17 protein-coding genes and 1 riboswitch are annotated in these 17,921 nt (G+C 49.2%); of the genes, 12 read left to right on the top strand and 5 right to left on the bottom strand.

The window, feature by feature from the left end:
* Window positions 1-143: 143 nt before the first annotated feature.
* Both FHS77_RS08505 and FHS77_RS08510 read left to right on the top strand, forming a co-directional pair.
* Window positions 144-920 carry a Bax inhibitor-1/YccA family protein gene (locus tag FHS77_RS08505; RefSeq protein WP_184222328.1) on the top strand — a complete coding sequence of 259 codons (777 nt, stop codon included), beginning with the start codon at window positions 144-146 and terminating at the stop codon, window positions 918-920.
* A 206-nt stretch (window positions 921-1,126) separates the two neighbouring features.
* Entirely contained in the window at window positions 1,127-1,666 is a 540-nt protein-coding gene (locus tag FHS77_RS08510; protein WP_184222330.1) for a GNAT family N-acetyltransferase, read from the top strand.
* An 811-nt stretch (window positions 1,667-2,477) separates the two neighbouring features.
* Here FHS77_RS08510 and acnA read toward each other — a convergent pair.
* The gene (gene acnA, locus FHS77_RS08515; RefSeq protein WP_374786224.1) at window positions 2,478-5,165 is read right to left on the bottom strand and encodes an aconitate hydratase AcnA; all 2,688 of its coding nucleotides are present in this window, start codon (window positions 5,163-5,165) and stop codon (window positions 2,478-2,480) included.
* 312 nt (window positions 5,166-5,477) lie between these two features.
* Between acnA and ccmA the strand changes: the two genes are divergently transcribed.
* The 5 genes from ccmA to FHS77_RS08540 all read left to right on the top strand — a co-directional run bounded on the left by ccmA (window position 5,478) and on the right by FHS77_RS08540 (window position 8,559).
* A complete protein-coding gene (ccmA, locus tag FHS77_RS08520) occupies window positions 5,478-6,098 on the top strand; it encodes a heme ABC exporter ATP-binding protein CcmA (RefSeq protein ID WP_184222332.1) in 621 nt (206 codons plus the stop codon).
* On the top strand, window positions 6,098-6,763 hold the full coding sequence (gene ccmB, locus FHS77_RS08525; protein WP_184222334.1) for a heme exporter protein CcmB: 666 nt from the start codon (window positions 6,098-6,100) through the stop codon (window positions 6,761-6,763). The genes ccmA and ccmB overlap by 1 nt, the downstream gene beginning before the upstream one ends.
* 200 nt (window positions 6,764-6,963) lie before the next feature.
* Window positions 6,964-7,758, top strand: a complete 795-nt coding sequence (locus FHS77_RS08530) for a heme ABC transporter permease (RefSeq protein ID WP_184222336.1) — start codon at window positions 6,964-6,966, stop codon at window positions 7,756-7,758.
* A gap of 17 nt (window positions 7,759-7,775) precedes the next feature.
* Window positions 7,776-7,961: a heme exporter protein CcmD gene (gene ccmD / locus FHS77_RS08535; protein ID WP_184222338.1), complete on the top strand. Its 186-nt coding sequence runs from the start codon at window positions 7,776-7,778 to the stop codon at window positions 7,959-7,961.
* The gene (locus FHS77_RS08540; RefSeq protein ID WP_374786225.1) at window positions 7,948-8,559 is read left to right on the top strand and encodes a DsbE family thiol:disulfide interchange protein; all 612 of its coding nucleotides are present in this window, start codon (window positions 7,948-7,950) and stop codon (window positions 8,557-8,559) included. The genes ccmD and FHS77_RS08540 overlap by 14 nt, the downstream gene beginning before the upstream one ends.
* Window positions 8,560-8,637: 78 nt before the next feature.
* Here FHS77_RS08540 and ilvD read toward each other — a convergent pair whose 3' ends face one another.
* The 3 genes from ilvD to FHS77_RS08555 all read right to left on the bottom strand — a co-directional run bounded on the left by ilvD (window position 8,638) and on the right by FHS77_RS08555 (window position 11,855).
* A complete protein-coding gene (gene ilvD / locus FHS77_RS08545; protein WP_184222342.1) occupies window positions 8,638-10,473 on the bottom strand; it encodes a dihydroxy-acid dehydratase in 1,836 nt (611 codons plus the stop codon).
* 614 nt (window positions 10,474-11,087) lie between these two features.
* Window positions 11,088-11,450: a response regulator gene (locus tag FHS77_RS08550; protein WP_184222344.1), complete on the bottom strand. Its 363-nt coding sequence runs from the start codon at window positions 11,448-11,450 to the stop codon at window positions 11,088-11,090.
* Window positions 11,451-11,618: 168 nt separating this feature from the next.
* Window positions 11,619-11,855: an Lrp/AsnC ligand binding domain-containing protein gene (locus FHS77_RS08555; RefSeq protein ID WP_184222405.1), complete on the bottom strand. Its 237-nt coding sequence runs from the start codon at window positions 11,853-11,855 to the stop codon at window positions 11,619-11,621.
* Window positions 11,856-11,994: 139 nt separating this feature from the next.
* Window positions 11,995-12,081: riboswitch (glycine riboswitch) on the top strand.
* A 228-nt stretch (window positions 12,082-12,309) separates the two neighbouring features.
* Here FHS77_RS08555 and FHS77_RS08560 point away from each other — a divergent pair.
* The 3 genes from FHS77_RS08560 (at window position 12,310) to FHS77_RS08570 (ending at window position 15,545) form a co-directional block, all read left to right on the top strand.
* Complete coding sequence (locus tag FHS77_RS08560; protein WP_184222346.1) at window positions 12,310-13,572, top strand: D-amino acid dehydrogenase; 1,263 nt, start codon at window positions 12,310-12,312, stop codon at window positions 13,570-13,572.
* Window positions 13,573-13,836: 264 nt separating this feature from the next.
* On the top strand, window positions 13,837-14,991 hold the full coding sequence (locus tag FHS77_RS08565; protein WP_184222349.1) for a GGDEF domain-containing protein: 1,155 nt from the start codon (window positions 13,837-13,839) through the stop codon (window positions 14,989-14,991).
* A 164-nt stretch (window positions 14,992-15,155) separates the two neighbouring features.
* On the top strand, window positions 15,156-15,545 hold the full coding sequence (locus FHS77_RS08570; protein ID WP_184222351.1) for a DUF930 domain-containing protein: 390 nt from the start codon (window positions 15,156-15,158) through the stop codon (window positions 15,543-15,545).
* A 64-nt stretch (window positions 15,546-15,609) separates the two neighbouring features.
* Here FHS77_RS08570 and FHS77_RS08575 read toward each other — a convergent pair whose 3' ends face one another.
* A complete protein-coding gene (locus FHS77_RS08575) occupies window positions 15,610-15,996 on the bottom strand; it encodes an MliC family protein (protein WP_184222353.1) in 387 nt (128 codons plus the stop codon).
* A gap of 241 nt (window positions 15,997-16,237) precedes the next feature.
* On the opposite strand from FHS77_RS08575, the gene FHS77_RS08580 reads away from it, so the two are divergent.
* Both FHS77_RS08580 and FHS77_RS08585 read left to right on the top strand, forming a co-directional pair.
* Entirely contained in the window at window positions 16,238-16,633 is a 396-nt protein-coding gene (locus tag FHS77_RS08580) for a hypothetical protein (RefSeq protein WP_184222355.1), read from the top strand.
* Between the two features lie 214 nt (window positions 16,634-16,847).
* Window positions 16,848-17,891: a sulfate ABC transporter substrate-binding protein gene (locus FHS77_RS08585; protein WP_184222357.1), complete on the top strand. Its 1,044-nt coding sequence runs from the start codon at window positions 16,848-16,850 to the stop codon at window positions 17,889-17,891.
* Window positions 17,892-17,921 lie beyond the last annotated feature (30 nt).

Here is a 17,921-nt window from a genome sequence, read left to right on the forward strand (position 1 = left end):
GTCGGAGGCTGATAATCCCCATAATATAAGCAGGCATGCTGGGGTCCCGCCAGCGGCGCCTGGAGTGTTTTGTAGTCGCGGCTTGTTTCGCGGTTACGGATCGCACCGACACCGGACGGGACAACGCAAAAGGATTTTAAGTCATGGCTGACTATCGCAACATTCAGGCGCGTGGTCCGGTTGGAGCCCGCGCAGACGCAGGCATCGATCAGGGTCTGCGCAGTTACATGCTCGGCGTTTACAATATGATGGCCATTGGTTTGGCTGTCACAGGTATTGCGGCTTATGCAATGGCCTCGCTGGCAACAACCACAGATGCAGCACTGGCTGTCGCTCAGATGAGCAACGGCAAAATGCTCACATCTTTTGGTGCAGCACTTTACACCTCGCCACTGCGTTGGGTTGTTATGCTTGCGCCTCTGGCCGCAGTATTCTTCCTGAGCTTCCGCATTGAACGTCTTTCAGTTGCAACTGCAAATGCAGTGTTCTGGGGCTATGCGGCGCTGGTAGGTATTTCACTGTCGTCGATCTTCCTGGTCTTTACCGGCCAGAGCATCGTTCGCACATTCTTTGTAACAGCCGCTTCATTCGGCGCGCTTTCGCTCTATGGTTACACCACAAAGCGTGACCTGTCGGCGATGGGCTCGTTCCTGATGATGGGTCTTTTCGGCCTGATCATCGCATCGGTTGTGAACATTTTCCTCGGTTCGACTGCATTGCAGTTCGCAATCTCGGTCATTGGTGTTCTGATCTTTGCTGGTCTGACCGCTTATGACACCCAGTCGATCAAGGAAATGTATTACGAAGGTGATGGTTCCGAAACGCAGGGTCGTAAGGTTGTTATGGGCGCGCTGCGTCTGTACCTCGACTTCATCAACATGTTCATGTTCCTGCTTCAGTTCATGGGCAACCGTGAATAATCAGAGAACTTGACGGATTGATAGAAAAGGCGGCTGATATGGCCGCCTTTTTTTATAGGTGGCTTTAAAAGCCCCTTCATTTTTATTTAGGTCTTGTGTCCTTTATTTAAACTATGCAATAGCACTCATGTTTTAATTTCCGTCTGTTTGTCGTTACGCGTTAAGCGGTTCCGGCATAATATGCCGGAATGATATAGGAACAGATCATGGTTAGTGTGCGCAAGTTTCAGTTTTCCGATTTCGCTGATGTCTATGCAATTTATGCAGATGCAGTGGAAAAGGGCACTGGCAGTTATGAAACCGAGCCGCCGACCATGACAGATATGCGCGGCCGTCTGACCATGCTGATTGCGCAAGGTTTTCCATTGATTGTTGCGGTGGAGGGCGATCAGGTGCTGGGTTATGCCTATGGCAGCTATTTCCGCACGCGGCCTGCTTATCGTTGGATGGTGGAAGATTCCATTTACATTGCTGAGGAAGTTCGGGGGCAGGGGATTGGTAAACTGCTTTTGAGCGAGCTGATCAAACAATGCATCGCTTTGGACTTCCGGCAGATGGTGTCAGTGATTGGTGATGCCGACGGAAATCATGGTTCGGTGCGTTTGCATGAAAGCTTAGGCTTTATCGAGTGTGGCCGCATTAAAGGGTCTGGCTTCAAACATGGGCGCTGGCTCGATACTTTGTTGATGCAGCTGGAGCTGAATGAAGGTGATAAAGTGCCTGCGGGCAAGCCACCATTTGTTTGATTTTTAGGCTGTTCTTGAGATGCTTATTGAGGAAACACCAATAGCGACCAGTCGCTTTTGATGAAAAGCCGACAGCGTCGTGATGGTTGGTTGCAAGCTATTTATCAACCAGACGAGTGGACGGGCGCCCACGCGTTTATATAAGCCGCATATAGCTATTGTCGGGAACGCTACCGGCATCAAAGAGCCGGATGAGGGCTCAAGCGTTAGGGCTGATGGCCATGCGCCATGCCTGATGCGTGGATGACAAAGCTATGGGCGATGTTGTTTTTATGTTGACTCCTTTTTGTGATTGTCAGTTATCATCATCTAATCATCTCCTTTGATGGCAGGATTGCTCATACCTTATGTGTGCGTAAAGGCGGCACCAGAGCGCTTTCAAAGAAAGCGCACATATATTTCTGCTCATGAATGGCAGCGTTGATATGGTGCTCTAGCGCACCAGTTTTGCGATTATGATGTAATAAATAAATATACCGACTCTTGAGATTGCCATTATAAGTCTCCGACATTTTAAAAAACTTTTTAATATAAAAACAAATATTTATGCTTATTCGGACTTTAGTCTGAATGATTATGTGCCTCTATATATAGCCTTATATGGCGCTGTTTGGAATCCCGTTGCTTTGCTTGATTTTCTGGTTGCATCAGAAAGTGCCGACATAATTTTCAATGAAATGAAGCTTAGTTCAGGAAATGCTTAATAACGCATTTTGCGAAGTGGGAGACACCCTCTGATTCGGTCTGTTGTCATAAAAAATGCCGCCGGAGCGATCCGGCGGCATTCTTTAATTAATAACTGGTTTGCAGATTAAGAAGCCAGATCACGCAGAACGGTTTGCAAGATGCCGCCGTTCTTCATGTAGTCGATTTCATCAAGTGTATCGATGCGGCAGATCAATGGAACCTGCTTCACGCTGCCATCAGCAAAAGTGATGCTGGCGTTGATAACCTGACGCGGGCGTACATTTTCCAAGCCTTCAATGGTGACCATTTCGTCGCCTTTGAGGCCGAGAGACTGCCAGCTGGTGCCGTCTTCAAACACGAATGGTACGATACCCATACCAACGAGGTTGGAGCGGTGAATACGCTCGAAAGACTGCGCAATCACTGCCTTAACGCCGAGCAGGTTGGTGCCCTTTGCAGCCCAGTCACGCGATGAACCGTTACCATATTCCACACCGGCAAACACAACCAATGGAACGCCTTCATCTTTATACTGCATTGCTGCATCATAAATGGAAGTTTCTTCCTTGGATGGGTAGTGGATGGTGTAACCGCCTTCACGGCCGTTTTCACCCAGCATGTGGTTGCGGATACGGATATTGGCAAATGTACCGCGCATCATCACTTCGTGGTTACCACGACGTGTACCGTATTGGTTGAAGTCTGCAACTGCTACGCCGTTGTCGAGCAGATATTTACCGGCAGGCGACTGAGCCTTGATCGAACCGGCAGGGGAGATGTGGTCAGTGGTGATCTTGTCGCCGAAGAGACCGAGAACACGTGCGCCCTTAACATCATTGATCTTGCCGGCAGATTTGCCCATGCCAACAAAGTATGGCGGGTTCTGCACATAGGTGGACTTGTCATCCCAGGCATAGGTCTGACCAGCCGGAACCTGAACTGCCTGCCAGTTTTCGTCGCCTTTGAATACGTCCGCATATTTCTCAGAGAAGATTTTGCGGGTTACGTTCTTTGCGATGAATTCCTGAATTTCAGCAGATGATGGCCAGATATCACGAAGATAAACCGGATTGCCGTTCTGATCTTCACCCAGAGGCTCTGATGTGAGGTCTTTGGTGACGGTACCTGCCAGCGCGTGTGCAACAACCAGTGGCGGGGAAGCCAGATAGTTTGCCTGTACGTCCGGAGATACGCGGCCTTCAAAGTTTCGGTTACCGGAGAGAACTGCCGCAGCAATCAGACCCTTTTCATTGATGGTCTTGGAAATTGCAGCAGGCAGCGGACCGGAGTTACCGATACAGGTGGTGCAACCAAAGCCAACCAGGTTGAAGCCGAGTGCGTCGAGGTCTTTTTGTAAGCCTGCGCTTTCGAGGTAAGCAGCAACTACCTGCGAACCAGGAGCCAGCGAGGTTTTAACCCAAGGCTTGGTTTTTAAGCCTTTGGCAACTGCATTGCGTGCGAGAAGACCGGCAGCAATAAGAACACTCGGGTTGGATGTGTTGGTGCAGGAGGTAATTGCAGCAATAGCAACATCACCATGACCGAGATCATAATCTTCACCTTCTACAGCGTAGCGGGCATCCTGACCTGAGGTTTTCTTGTATTCTGCTTCCAGTGCAGTGGCAAAGCCGGATGCAATATTTTCAAGCGGAATACGGCCTTCAGGACGCTTAGGACCAGCCATCGAAGGAACAACATCGCCCATGTCCAGCTCGAGAATGTCGGTGAAAACAGGATCTTCCGAACCTGCTTCACGCCACATGCCCTGTGCGCGGGAGTAAGCTTCAACCAGTGCCATACGTTCTTCTGTACGGCCGGTGGTGTTCATGTAGTTGAGGGTTTCTTTGTCCACAGGGAAGAAACCACAGGTCGCACCATATTCAGGGCCCATATTGGCAATGGTAGCGCGGTCGGCGAGGGTCATATTGTCGAGACCCGGGCCGAAGAATTCAACGAACTTACCGACAACGCCTTTTTTACGCAGCATCTGCGTAACGGTCAGTACCAGGTCAGTTGCGGTGACGCCTTCTTTAACCTTACCGGTCAGCTTGAAGCCGATAACTTCCGGCAACAGCATGGAAACCGGCTGGCCGAGCATGGCAGCTTCAGCTTCAATACCGCCAACACCCCAGCCCAGAACGCCAAGGCCGTTGACCATGGTGGTGTGACTGTCGGTACCAACGCATGTGTCAGGATAAGCAACGGTAACGCCGTCTTCTTCCTTGGTCCATACGGTCTGCGCCAGATATTCAAGGTTTACCTGATGGCAGATACCGGTGCCAGGAGGCACAACGCGGAAGTTCTGGAATGCCTGCTGACCCCATTTGAGGAAGCGGTAGCGTTCGCCGTTGCGTTCATATTCGAGATCAACGTTACGCTTGAAGGCGTTTGGATTGCCAAATTCGTCAACGATGACTGAGTGGTCAATCACGAGGTCAACCGGCACGAGCGGGTTGATTTTTTCAGGGTCGCCGCCGAGCGAAACCATTGCATCGCGCATGGCAGCCAGATCAACAACGGCCGGAACGCCGGTGAAATCCTGCATCAAAACGCGTGCCGGACGATAAGCGATTTCGGCGCCGGCTGTACCGCGGTCGGTCAGCCATTTGGCAACATTTTCAATGTCTGTTTTTTTGACAGAGCGGCCGTCTTCAAAACGAAGCAGGTTTTCAAGCAATACTTTCATGGAGAAAGGCAGCTTGGAAATACCAGTCAGTCCGTTTTTCTCAGCTTCGGTCAGGCTGTAATAGACATAGTCCTTGCCCCCTGCTTGCAAGGTTTTGCGGCATTTAAAACTGTCGATTTGCGACACGATGTTCGTCCTTCATGCTACTGGCCGGAAAACCAGGACGAACGCCAAGGCTTGCGTTTCAAGGACGCTGCTCAAGGTGCGGGTGCAGTCATTTCCGCTGTCCGTCCCGACCTGTGCTGTTTTAGCATCAAGCTTTTGAGATCGGCCAAAATTCGTTTCCACACCGACCGCTGGCATGGTAGCTGCTATATAGAGAGTTTTTTAAAACGATTCTAGATAGATATTATGAATATTGGCTGGTTGCGGCGAAATGTTGCGATGCACTATATTTAATCGGTTTGTAATCGCAGATGCAGGGTTTTCGGAGGTGAAATGCGGGTTGTTGTGACGGATTTAGCCGCAGAACGCGGCGGTCAGCATATTTTTAGCGGCCTGTTTTTTAGTCTGGAACAGGGGAACGCTTTGGTGATCACCGGCGAAAATGGTTCCGGTAAATCCACATTGCTGCGAATCATCTGTGGATTGCTGGAGCCGGTGCGCGGATTCATCCGGCTGGAAAGCGGTGAAGGGCTGTTAGATTTGCAATCTTCTTTGCATTATCTCGGTCATCAAAATGCGATGAAGCCAAGTCTGAGCGTGCGCGAGAATTTGCAATATTGGCGCACCTTCAATGGCAATCCGCATATTGAAATTGATGATGCGCTGGAGCAGGTTGGCCTGATCGGTATTGACCATCTGCCGTTTGGTTATCTGTCCACAGGGCAAAAGCGTCGTGTTTCCATTGCCAAGCTGCTGGTAAGCTATCGCCCGATCTGGGTGGTGGATGAGCCAACAGCCGGTCTTGATGAGGCATCAGAAAAGCGCTTTGCCAATCTGATGAAAAGACATTTGGCTGAAGGCGGCATGATTATCGCCGCTACCCATATTCCGCTTGGCCTTGAAGGCGCACAGAGAATTGATCTTGGTGCATATCAAACCGAAAGCGCGGATTAATGCTGGCACTCTTTATCCGTGATTTTCGCTTGAGCCTGCGCGCAGGCGGCGGCGCTTTGATCGGAATCCTGTTTTTTCTGGCTGTGATCGCGGTGATGCCTTTTGGTGTCGGCCCTGATCTTAACCTGCTGGCACGTATCGGCCCTGCTATGTTGTGGATCGGGGCATTGCTTGCAGTGCTGCTGGGGCTCGACCGGTTGTTTCAGGTGGATCGTGAAGACGGATCGATTGATCTGATGATCATGGCCTCACACACACACATGTTGCCGCTGCTGGTTTTCACCAAAAGTCTGGCGCATTGGACGGGCAGTGTGTTGCCGCTGGTGGTGGCAAGTCCGCTACTGGGTCTGTTTATGAATATGGACATGACTTCGATCGGCGCAACTGCTTTGACCCTGCTTGTCGGCACCCCTGCAATCACCTTTGTGGGGGCGGTTGGTGCTGCTTTAGCAGTGGCACTTCCGCGCGGGGGGCTGCTTGTTTCGGTGATTGTGTTGCCTTTAACTATCCCTGTGCTTATTTTCGGGGTCTCTGCTTCTTATGGAGCAACGGTTGAAGGTTCACCATTTCTGGCACCTTTGTTGATCCTGATTGCAATCACGCTGTTTTTTGCAGTTATTGGGCCGATCGCGGCGGCTTCTGCGCTGAAGAACGCAACAGATTAAAGAAACTAAACCGGATGAATTGAAGCGATCTGACAAAATAAGCGCCAGACTGCGGCGAAAATGATGATTTGCGGCAGGCCGGTAGCAGTATACTGCATGTATATGAGCAACAGAGCATGTAACAAATATCCTATGCAGATCAGGATGGCGCATTTGCAGGCAGGTGTTGAAGATTTGACCGGCGAGGCTATGTAGGTTTAATGAGCAATAAATTCTTTCTTTCTCGCTGGATTGATCTGGCTAATCCAACGCGGTTTTTGTGGCTGGCCGGCTTATTGCTGCCGTGGATGGCAGTGATCACTGCCGTGTTGCTGGTGGTTGGCCTTTACATGGTCTATTTTTCACCGGAAGATTATCAGCAGGGCATCACCGTTTGGATTATGTATATCCACGTGCCTTTCGCATGGTTGTCGATGATGTGCTATTCGGTGATGGCGATGTCGGCGCTCGGCACGCTTGTCTGGCGTCATCCGCTGGCTGATGTGTCTGCGCGCGCTGCGGCGCCAATTGGTGCAGCTTTTACAGCGCTTGCGCTTCTGACCGGCTCCTTATGGGGCAAGCCGATGTGGGGCACCTGGTGGGTGTGGGATGCACGCCTGACTTCTGTTTTTGTATTGTTTTTGATGTATCTCGGCGTGATTGCTTTGAGCCGCGCCATTGATGATCCGTCAAAATCGGCGCGTGCTGCGGCTGTGCTCATTCTGATCGGCTTCATCAATATCCCGATTATCAAATTCTCGGTCGATTGGTGGAATACATTGCATCAGCCAGCTTCTGTTATCCGTATGGGCGGCTCGACGATTGATCCGTCGATGCTCTATCCTTTGCTGGTGATGGCCGCTGGTTTTACCATGTTGTTTTTCACGCTGCACCTGATGGCCATGCGCAATGAAATCTGGCGCCGCCGTGTGGCTGCCATGCGCAAAATGGCAGCACGCAATGCTGATGCACGCCCTGCAAGAGCGCAAGCTGCACAACAAGCCGCAGATGTGTGAAAAGGAGACATAAAACAATGACTCATATCACTTATGTCGTCGCATCTTATGTGATTTCCGCTTTGGTTCTGACCGGCATGATTACATGGATTTTACTTGATCAGCGTGCACAGCGCAGTGAATTACAGCGTCTGGAAGCGCAGGGTGTGCGCCGTCGTTCACGCCGCACCCAAGAAGATGGCGCAGGAAATGACAATGACTGAGCAGAAACAGCCTGAAACACAAGCACAATCTGCGGCTTCCAAGCGCGTGATCATGGCATTGCTGCCATTGATTATTTTTGCCAGTTTGGCGGGGGTGTTTGCCTATCAATTGTTGTCGGGCAAAGATGCCTCCACCATTCCATCAGCTTTGATCGGCAAGCAGGCACCTGAAACCGAACTTCCGCCTTTGGAAGGTTTGGTACGTGATGGTGTGCAGTTGCCGGGCATCACCAGTGCCGATTTTAAAGGCCAGCTGACGCTTTTGAACGTCTGGGCTTCATGGTGCGCGCCTTGCCGTCAGGAGCATCCGGTGTTTATGGAATTGGCGAAAGACAAGCGCATTAAGATTGTTGGCCTGAATTATAAAGACCAGCCGGAAAATGCCCGTCGCTTTTTGGGTGATCTGGGCAATCCGTATGCCGCTGTCGGTACAGATCAGGCCGGACGCTCAACCATTAACTGGGGCGTTTATGGTGTGCCGGAAACATTCCTCATCGGTCCTGATGGCGCTATTTTATATAAGCATGTGGGCCCTGTGACACCGAAGGCGGTGGTTGAAGAAATCCTGCCATTGGTTGAAAAACACGCGAGCTCTTAAAAGTTTCATTTTGAACTTATAAAAAAAGCGCAGTGCCAAATGGGACTGCGCTTTTTTAATTATTATGTCAACTTGCGTTTATTCAGGCACAACGCGCACAGCACCTTTAGCCGCACTGGTGGTCATGGCTGCATAAGCACGCAGAGCCGCACTGACTTTACGTTTACGCTGTTCAACCGGTTTCCAGCCTTTGGCTTCCATCGCAGCACGACGTTCTGCAAGGGTTGCATCAGCGACATCCAGATGGATGATACGGTTTGGAATGTCGATATTGATGATATCGCCTTCTTCAACCAGACCAATAGTGCCGCCTTCTGCCGCTTCCGGTGAAACGTGACCAATGGAAAGACCTGAAGAGCCACCCGAGAAACGACCATCGGTGACAAGCGCACAGGCTTTGCCCAAGCCTTTCGACTTCAGATAGCTGGTCGGGTAGAGCATTTCCTGCATGCCAGGGCCGCCGCGCGGGCCTTCATAGCGGATGAGGACGATATCGCCTTCTTTGATCTTGCCATTGAGAATACCGAGAACCGCACTGTCCTGACTTTCAAAAATGCGCGCAGGGCCTGAGAAGGTCAGGATGCTGTCGTCAACACCAGCTGTTTTAACAATGCAGCCGTCTTCGGCCAGATTGCCGTAAAGCACGGCCAGACCACCGTCTTGCGAGAAGGCATGTTCTTTGTTGCGGATCACGCCATTGTCACGGTCGCTGTCGACACTGTCGAAGCGGCGTGACTGGCTGAAGGCAACCTGTGTTGGTACGCCACCCGGTGCTGCACGGAAGAAATTGTGCACGCTTTCGTCATTGGTGCGTTTGATATCCCATTTATCAAGCGCATCTTTCAAAGATTTGGCGTGAACGGAACCAACCGATGTATCAAGAAGACCGGCGCGATCCAACTCACCCAGAATGCCCATGATGCCACCGGCACGATGCACGTCTTCCATGTGAACATCAGGCACAGCAGGTGCTACTTTACACAAGACCGGCACATGGCGCGAAAGCTGATCAATATGACTCATATTGAAGTCAAGTTCTGCTTCGTGCGCTGCTGCCAGCAAGTGCAGCACGGTGTTGGTCGAGCCGCCCATCGCCACATCAAGGGTCATGGCGTTTTTGAAGGCTTCAAAGCTGGCAATTGCGCGAGGCAGAACGGATGCATCATCCTGCTCATAATAACGGCGTGCCAGATCAACGACCAGACGACCGGCTTCAAGGAACAGACGTTCACGGTCGGCGTGGGTTGCAAGAGTGGAACCATTGCCCGGTAATGAAAGACCAAGCGCTTCAGTCAGGCAGTTCATCGAGTTGGCGGTGAACATGCCGGAGCAGGAGCCGCAGGTCGGGCAAGCCGAGCGCTCAATTGTTGCCACTTGTTCGTCGGTGTAATTGTCGTCGGCTGCTGCGACCATAGCATCAACCAGATCAAGGCTTTTTTCGACGTCATCCCAGACAACTTTACCAGCTTCCATCGGGCCGCCGGAAACGAACACAACAGGGATATTGAGGCGCAACGCAGCCATCAACATGCCCGGAGTGATCTTGTCACAGTTGGAAATGCAAACCATCGCATCGGCGCAATGGGCATTGACCATATATTCAACCGAGTCTGCGATGATTTCGCGTGATGGCAGCGAATAGAGCATACCATCGTGCCCCATAGCGATGCCGTCATCAACCGCAATAGTGTTGAATTCTTTGGCGACGCCACCGGCGCGTTCGATCTCGCGCGCAACCAGTTGCCCCATATCTTTCAAATGAACGTGACCCGGCACGAACTGGGTGAATGAGTTGACCACTGCAATAATTGGCTTGCCGAAATCCTCATCTTTCATGCCGGTGGCGCGCCAAAGGCCGCGTGCACCAGCCATATTACGGCCGTGGGTGGTAGTGCGCGAACGATAAGGAGGCATTGTGAGTCCTTCACGAATTCAAGTTAATTTGTCATATTATTTCAAAAATAATGCGACATTGATTATAATATAAGGTGCTTATTGCAATTCTTCATCCCCGACTGCAAGAGCAGAAGGGCAAAACTGTGCAATAATTTTGTTATTTTTATTACAGAACCGCCCGCACGGGGCAAAGGACAAATTGCCCCAGCGAGAGGTTCGTTATGATTCACAAGCATGACTAAACAAAGCAAGTTCAGGTGGGGTGCTTCGTTTGTCCTTTTGACGGAAAACCGTTGAAAGGCTCCGGTGTGACTTAACACGATTTCAAGTTTAAAATTTAAGTCATTCCAGAAGTGGTCATGCTGTGCATGTAACTTTCTGATCCGGTGGTGTGACCAAAGATCAACCATTGCATAGGAAGGATGCGGTTTATTCAGTCGTCGGAAGAGAAAGATGTCGCGCCAAAAATATCCGGCGACAATATATTGTTAGCATATTAAATTTAAAATTTAAAGAGGATTGATCGCGGTGTGGATAGCGTCCGCTGCCCTTAAAAGGGCTGTCATGATCACGTCTGCGTTAAATGGCGGGTTATTTGCCAGGCATGGTACCGGATATGGCGGTTGATGAAATCAGAATGCATTAATCAAGGCGCGCGCCAAAACTGCATGTGGCATTGGTTTGTGGAAGAAGGAAAGGCCTGGATGCCGTTTGGTCATTTCTTTTGGCAGGCCGGCACTGCTGTAGACTATGACAAAAATGCCGTGCGCCCGAAGCCGCTCTAAAAGAGGCCAAACATCGCCGTCTCTTAAATTTACGTCCAGAATAGCGGCGTGGATTGTGTTGTGTTCAATCAGATCCAGTGCATCCTGCACTGAATTGCAAGGGCCAAGGACTGTGCCGCCCGCATATTCAACCGTTGCTGCAACATCCATTGCAGTTATCACTTCATCTTCAACAATAAGTATATTTAAGTTCTGAAGCGTATTGGGCATTTCTAGCCTGCCTGATTGAAAACCGGTTAATCCTTATCTGTCATATCCTGTATTGTAAGCCTTTGACTGCACTTATCGACTGTAAACTCGTGCAGTTAAAGGCAATGTAAGTCCAAGTAATATTGATAGTGTTGAAGCTACACTATAATATTAATATCGGCAAGTTGTTTAAAAAGCGGTAAATGTAAGCGTTGTCAGTGATCTGACAATGTCTGGAATGTTGAGAACATTGTCATTGATAAACTTGCCGATGTCATCTTCTTCTTTGATGTAGATCTTGATCAGCAAATCAAACTCGCCGCTGGTGGAGTAAAGCTCGGAGGCAATCTCGCGGCGAAACAGTTCTTCTGCAACCTGATAGGTTTTCCCCGGCGTACATTGCAGCTGTAAAAAAACTGGTTTCATCATGTGGCTCCGTTGCGTTGACTGTTAATGTGTAGGTGCGATCTTTTACTGTAAAATCATCGGATTACAATGTGCTTTTGGCGCATCTTCTCTACGCTTGTTATCACTGGTTGATTACGTTATACATGGCCTGTTCGATTATGACCATCTGGAAGAGATCGGGAAAACCGACGCCGACGGAGCAACCACCCCGGAAACTCTCAGGCAAAAGGACCAGACGGTTTGAGAACATCTGGAGAGTGGCAAATAGGCAATGAGGGAAATGCGCTAAAAGCCCACCGAAGGAGAAAGTCTTTTCGCCCTTTTACTCTAAGGGCAGAAACGTTGAGCACGGGTGATTCAACATTCGGCCACGTGGAAAGGTCAAGCTCTCAGGTTCCATGACAGATGGGGTTTCATGTTCTCTGCCTTTTGTGGCGGAGGATTGGGTGGAACCTTTGTTTGTGGGATTTACATGTCACATATTGCAATTATTGGCGCCGGTATTACCGGCATTACGACCGCTTATGCTTTGTTGAAACAGGGGCATGAGGTAACGGTCTTTGACCGCAACCGTTATGCCGCGATGGAAACATCCTTTGCCAATGGCGGCCAGCTTTCTGCATCTAATGCGGAGGTTTGGAATAATTGGGGCACAGTTCTTAAAGGCATGAAATGGATTTTGCGCAAAGACGCTCCATTGCTGATGAACCCGAAACCATCTTGGCATAAATATTCGTGGCTGACGGAATTTATGCTCAACATCCCGAAATATCAGAACAATACGGTTGCAACTGCCAAGCTTGCTATTGAGGCGCGTGAGCATCTTTACCGGATTGCAGAAGAAGAGGGCATCAACTTCGATCTGGAAAAGCGTGGTATTCTGCATGTTTATCGCAACGAAGCCGGTTATCGCCATGCGGAAAAGGTCAACGCGTTGCTGACCAGAGCCGGACTTGATCGCAGAGCTGTTTCACCGGAAGAGGCTAAGCAAATTGAGCCGGCTTTGACGGGATCACTTTATGGCGGTTTCTTCACGCCATCTGATGCGACCGGCGATATTCACAAGTTTACCCGCGGCTTGGCCGATGCTGCGATGCGCAAAGGTTTGAATTTCATTGGTGATGCGGATGTTGAGAACCTGTCGCACACCGGCAATGGTATTAAAATCAGCTGGCGCAGTAATTCCTGCCCTGAGAAATCGGATGGTGAGAAAGCGCAATTTGATGCGGTGGTGATTTGTGCCGGCATTGGCAGCAGACGCTTTGCATCTATGCTGGGCGACAGGGTCAATATTTATCCGGTCAAAGGCTATTCCATCACTATCAATCTCGACAGCGAAATGTGCCAAAAGGCTGCCCCTTGGGTGAGCCTGCTTGATGATGATGCTAAAATTGTCACCAGCCGTTTAGGGCTCAATCGTTTGCGTGTTGCCGGAACAGCGGAATATAATGGCGATAATCGCGATATCCGCCATGACCGTATCCGGCCGCTGGTGGAATGGAGCCGTGGTTTCTTCCCGGGTATGAGTACATCTAATGTGGTGCCTTGGGCGGGATTGCGCCCGATGATGCCGGATATGATGCCACGGGTCGGGGCTGGCAGCAAACCACGCGTTTTCTATAATACCGGTCACGGACATCTGGGCTGGACATTGTCGGCGGTGACAGCTGAAATGATAACGCAGCAAATTTGCACCGCCTTTCCGGCTGGCGAAAGAGAAAAGCAGGCGGCGTAAGCGCCAGTGCTTTTGCATAATCTTGCGACTTTATCTTTAGATGCTGATTATCTTCTAAGCTGAGAAATAAACTGGTTGCAAGCCGGTTGTGTTGCGTTAAAGTTCCTGTGCTTTCTATAATCTTCGGGGGAAGATAAGGAGGCACAGGGAATATTTAAACGCCGACTTATGTCGCTCCGGTTTATTTCATCTCTGTCAGTAATATTACAATCGGTTTTAAGCTGCATACAGGCAGAGCCACAGGTGGGGAGGGCGAACTGCGTTATGAAATTTGCATTGCCAGCCATTCTGTTGCTCGTTTCATTCTTTTTGTGCAGTGTTTGGTTTTATTCGCGTGAACGGAAATATTTGCTGATCTGTGCGGCAGGTTTCCTTCTTGTCGCCTTTGGAGCGATTGTTCAGACCGTTGAAATAATTCCTTTTCGGGGCGGAAGCACTGTCGTGAGCGGCTTTTGTTATATTCTGGGCAGCCAGCTTATGACCGGGGGCGTGCTTTATCGCTCAGGAAAAACCATCAATATTTTTATATATTCTTTAATAATAATTCTGATTACCAGCGGAATTGTTTATTTTTATTATTTTGACAATAATTTATTTGCGAGAATTTACTTGGTTAATTTTGGTGTGGCTGCTTTCTTTTTGATTGCCGTTTTCCGGTTACGAAAACTGGTATGGGAAACAAGTGCTGATCGTATTTTACTTGGCTGTTTGTTTCTGGTTGGGATACATTTTTTTCCAAAAGTATTGATGACGGATGATACCCTTAATAAGGATATGCATGGTGCTGCTTATCTCAACAGTACATACTGGGATGTGACTTCATTTTGGTCGGTAATTCTGGGATTGATATTGGGATTGATGATTATCTTGGCGGTTGGCATTGAAGTGATCGCTCTCCTGAAACGTGATCGCGATACGGATGTGCTGACCGGCTTGTTGAACCGGCGTGGCTTAATGAATCGTTTGGCTGCCATCTCGGAAGAAAAGCGCAGTCGTACCGATAGCATCATCATGTGCGACATTGATTATTTTAAAAGCATCAATGATCGTTATGGTCATACTGTGGGTGATAGGGTGCTTAAGCAATTTGCTGGCATTCTGGCGGGATCTATCGGCGAGCGTGATTGGGCAGTGCGTCTGGGCGGTGAAGAATTTGTGTTGATTTTGCATCAAAAAAGCGTTGGGCAAGCTTATATTTTGATCGAAAGACTGCGCAATGAAATTGAAGAGACATTCTTTGACGGGCTTGATGATATGCATATTCTGACCTGTAGTTTCGGAATTACGAAACTGCGGCATCAGGAAGATATCTGGGCGGTGATTGATCGCGCCGACAAGCAATTATTTAAGGCAAAGCACGGGGGGCGCAACCGCACTCATGCCGAAGAAACTAAAGTACCTTTAAACTATTCAGGGTGAAATTGATTATATAAAGCGCTTTCCTGTTCGTAAGTGTCTGTTTCATTTTTAAGCGCCTTGCACCCTTGGCTGAAATTGATTCTAATGAATATTCGCTCCTTTTCCGTTCTTTTGACAGGCCGGATGACTATTTTATTTTACGGATTTTGACTGAAAAGAGCCTGATGAAACTGCTTAAATTTATTATTGCGGGCGTTGTATTTTGTGCAATGCCGGCGAATGCCATGACGGCACTGGAAATTGCCCAGCTGAAAAAACTTGATCCGGCAACGCGTCTTGAACAACGCTGTGATGTTGAGGCGATGGAAGTGATAAACCGCTCCGAGTCAGGCTTTAGTCCTGATAAAGTGCTGGCCTATGCTTTTTCAGAACCGACCATTAAGCCGCAATCGATTATTGCCAAAGGTGCTGCATTACGCAGCCGCAATCAATGGTATCGCCTGTCTTACAGCTGCAAGACTGACACAGATCGGATGACCATTTTGTCATTCAAGTATAAATTGGGTGGCATTGTTCCCCATGACCAGTGGGACGCTCATTATCTGGTGCCTTAAGCCTTAAAAAGAAGCCGCCTGAAAGGTCAGTTTCAGGCGGCTTTTTCATTGAGATGCGTGACGATTAATTTTCGTCTTCGCTTAAATCATCAGCACGGCATTGCGTGAGCAATGTTTGCTCCTTCGCACTGTCATCAGCTTCAAGATAGGAAAGTACGGCTTCACCGGCCTTTTCATGCCAGCGATAGCTGTCCTGCTCGTCGATTGCAATGTAACGTGCGCCGCTGCCGCTTGTTGCCTGGGTCATGGAAACCTGTTTGCCGTCTACATTGATCACTGCAAAGGATGTACCTGCCGCAGTGTTGATATAGGTGACGGGAATGACGATGTTCCGCTCACAATAATAGTCAATCTTTTGAATGGTGTCGCCACCGGCTGGCTGAGCCAGTGCAGCACCCGCCTGCATGAGAAGACTGGCACTTACTGTCATTAAGGCTAATGATTTCATCATCTAAACTCCGTTTATATTCGGCTCGTTTAAGATAGATTGATGGCATGAATTAGGAAAGATGCAAGCATAAATAATAATTGAGCGTCATGAATGCGCGCCTGACTTTTTTATGCCGCGAACTTATTTTAAAAGGTCACATGAAAAAGTGATCTGATCGGTCGCGGTGGTCTTCATTGGCTGCGCGATGATTGCAATCGCTCCTGATCATCCCGGCTGATAATGTTTTGAAATACAGAGAAAAATGTCAAAATTTACATGTTTAAGCATTGTTCTGATCGCCCTATATGGCTGCGCTGGTGTCGATTACACCCAAAAAAACTATGCCGGATTGCCTGCAGTTGATTTTAAAACTGACGATGGCCGCAGCTATCGTATTGTTGAAAACCGCGAGCAGAAGAAAATTCTGATCGGTCCTTCGATTGATCCTTCCGCCTCGCGCGGTTTTGTCAAAGGGCTGGCTTTGGGCAGCGGACTTGATCCGGTTTCACCGGTTGTCGTGCGCGATGCGGCCGAGGCTTATTTGAACGCGGGCAACCGGCGTTGCGAGAGCCGTGATGTGACGCTGATCGTCGATCCTTATTATGAAGTACGCTATGCGTGCGGATTCTCGGTCACGCGCCGTAAAAGCGTTTTTTAAGCGGCTTAAATCGACGTCACATTTTTTAGTATAGCTGTGACAGCCACTGCCTGCTACATTGTTGGGGTTGAGGAGGCATGCTAAAAATCTATTTTCCGTATGGCGTCAGTGGAGGTTTTATTTTCTGCGATCATGATGTTTTAGGCGGTGTTCATAAGTTTTCTTTGCCTCATATTTTGCTAGGCTGAGCATTGTTAACCAGATGGAGGCATGCATGAACAAGGTTTTTGTGAGAGCGTTGGCCAGAGATTTTCTGGTATCTGCTTTTCTGGTCAGTGCTGTGATCGGAGCAGCAACGGGGATAGCGTCGGCGCAGCAGGTTTTGCTGAATGTTTCTTATGATCCGACGCGCGAGCTTTATAAAGAATATAACGCCGCTTTTGCTAAACATTGGAAGGCTGAAACCGGCGAAACAATAACACTGCGTACATCGCATGGTGGCTCAGGTGCGCAGGCGCGCTCTGTGATTGATGGTATTGATGCGGATGTGGTGACGCTGGCTTTGCAAAGCGATATTGATGCGATTGTCGAGCGCACCGGGAAAATAGCGGAAGATTGGCGCACAAAACTGCCGAAAAATTCGGCTCCCTATACATCAACAATCGTGTTTTTAACCCGCAAAGGCAATCCTAAAAACATTAAAGGCTGGGCAGACCTCACCAAAGATGGCGTTGAGGTGATCACGCCAAACCCGAAAACTTCGGGCGGTGCACGCTGGAATTATCTGGCCGCATGGGGCTGGGCTTATCAGCAATTTGATGGCGATGAAGAGAAAATAAAAGCCTATCTCTCGGAGCTTTTCCGTCATGTGCCGGTGCTGGATACCGGTGCTCGTGGTTCAACTACCTCATTTGTGCAGCGCCAATTAGGCGATGTGCTGCTGGCATGGGAAAATGAAGCCTATTTGTCGGTGGCCGAATTTGGCGATAATGCCTTTGATATTGTCGTACCGGAGGTTTCCATTCTGGCCGAGCCGCCGGTTGCCGTGGTTGACAAGAATGTCGATGCCAAAGGCACACGTAAATTAGCGGAAGGCTATCTGCAATATCTTTATTCTCCCGAAGGCCAGACGATAGTTTCAAAGCATTATTACCGGCCATCCTTACCGGAACTGGTGCCTGAAGGTCAGTTAAAGCCATTGCCGGATGTGAAATTACTGACCATTGATGATCCGATATTTGGCGGCTGGAAAAAGGCGCAACCTTATCATTTTGGTGATGGCGGTACATTTGACCAGATCTACAAGTCGGGCAGATAATCTTGTTTGGTTTCGTGAACAAAACTGCTC

The sequence above is a fragment of the Paenochrobactrum gallinarii genome, from assembly GCF_014205685.1.
Taxonomy (GTDB): domain Bacteria; phylum Pseudomonadota; class Alphaproteobacteria; order Rhizobiales; family Rhizobiaceae; genus Paenochrobactrum; species Paenochrobactrum gallinarii.

What these genes read in the sequence shown, in the direction of transcription:
- FHS77_RS08540 (WP_374786225.1), top strand. Translation starts at nt 7,948, where the DNA reads ATGACAATGACTGAGCAGAAACAGCCTGAAACACAAGCACAATCTGCG.
- FHS77_RS08530 (WP_184222336.1), top strand. Translation starts at nt 6,964, where the DNA reads ATGAGCAATAAATTCTTTCTTTCTCGCTGGATTGATCTGGCTAATCCA.
- FHS77_RS08575 (WP_184222353.1), bottom strand. Translation starts at nt 15,996, where the DNA reads ATGATGAAATCATTAGCCTTAATGACAGTAAGTGCCAGTCTTCTCATG.
- ilvD (WP_184222342.1), bottom strand. Translation starts at nt 10,473, where the DNA reads ATGCCTCCTTATCGTTCGCGCACTACCACCCACGGCCGTAATATGGCT.
- FHS77_RS08565 (WP_184222349.1), top strand. Translation starts at nt 13,837, where the DNA reads ATGAAATTTGCATTGCCAGCCATTCTGTTGCTCGTTTCATTCTTTTTG.
- FHS77_RS08560 (WP_184222346.1), top strand. Translation starts at nt 12,310, where the DNA reads ATGTCACATATTGCAATTATTGGCGCCGGTATTACCGGCATTACGACC.
- ccmA (WP_184222332.1), top strand. Translation starts at nt 5,478, where the DNA reads ATGCGGGTTGTTGTGACGGATTTAGCCGCAGAACGCGGCGGTCAGCAT.
- FHS77_RS08505 (WP_184222328.1), top strand. Translation starts at nt 144, where the DNA reads ATGGCTGACTATCGCAACATTCAGGCGCGTGGTCCGGTTGGAGCCCGC.
- FHS77_RS08510 (WP_184222330.1), top strand. Translation starts at nt 1,127, where the DNA reads ATGGTTAGTGTGCGCAAGTTTCAGTTTTCCGATTTCGCTGATGTCTAT.
- FHS77_RS08570 (WP_184222351.1), top strand. Translation starts at nt 15,156, where the DNA reads ATGAAACTGCTTAAATTTATTATTGCGGGCGTTGTATTTTGTGCAATG.
- FHS77_RS08550 (WP_184222344.1), bottom strand. Translation starts at nt 11,450, where the DNA reads ATGCCCAATACGCTTCAGAACTTAAATATACTTATTGTTGAAGATGAA.
- FHS77_RS08580 (WP_184222355.1), top strand. Translation starts at nt 16,238, where the DNA reads ATGTCAAAATTTACATGTTTAAGCATTGTTCTGATCGCCCTATATGGC.
- ccmD (WP_184222338.1), top strand. Translation starts at nt 7,776, where the DNA reads ATGACTCATATCACTTATGTCGTCGCATCTTATGTGATTTCCGCTTTG.
- FHS77_RS08585 (WP_184222357.1), top strand. Translation starts at nt 16,848, where the DNA reads ATGAACAAGGTTTTTGTGAGAGCGTTGGCCAGAGATTTTCTGGTATCT.
- FHS77_RS08555 (WP_184222405.1), bottom strand. Translation starts at nt 11,855, where the DNA reads ATGAAACCAGTTTTTTTACAGCTGCAATGTACGCCGGGGAAAACCTAT.
- ccmB (WP_184222334.1), top strand. Translation starts at nt 6,098, where the DNA reads ATGCTGGCACTCTTTATCCGTGATTTTCGCTTGAGCCTGCGCGCAGGC.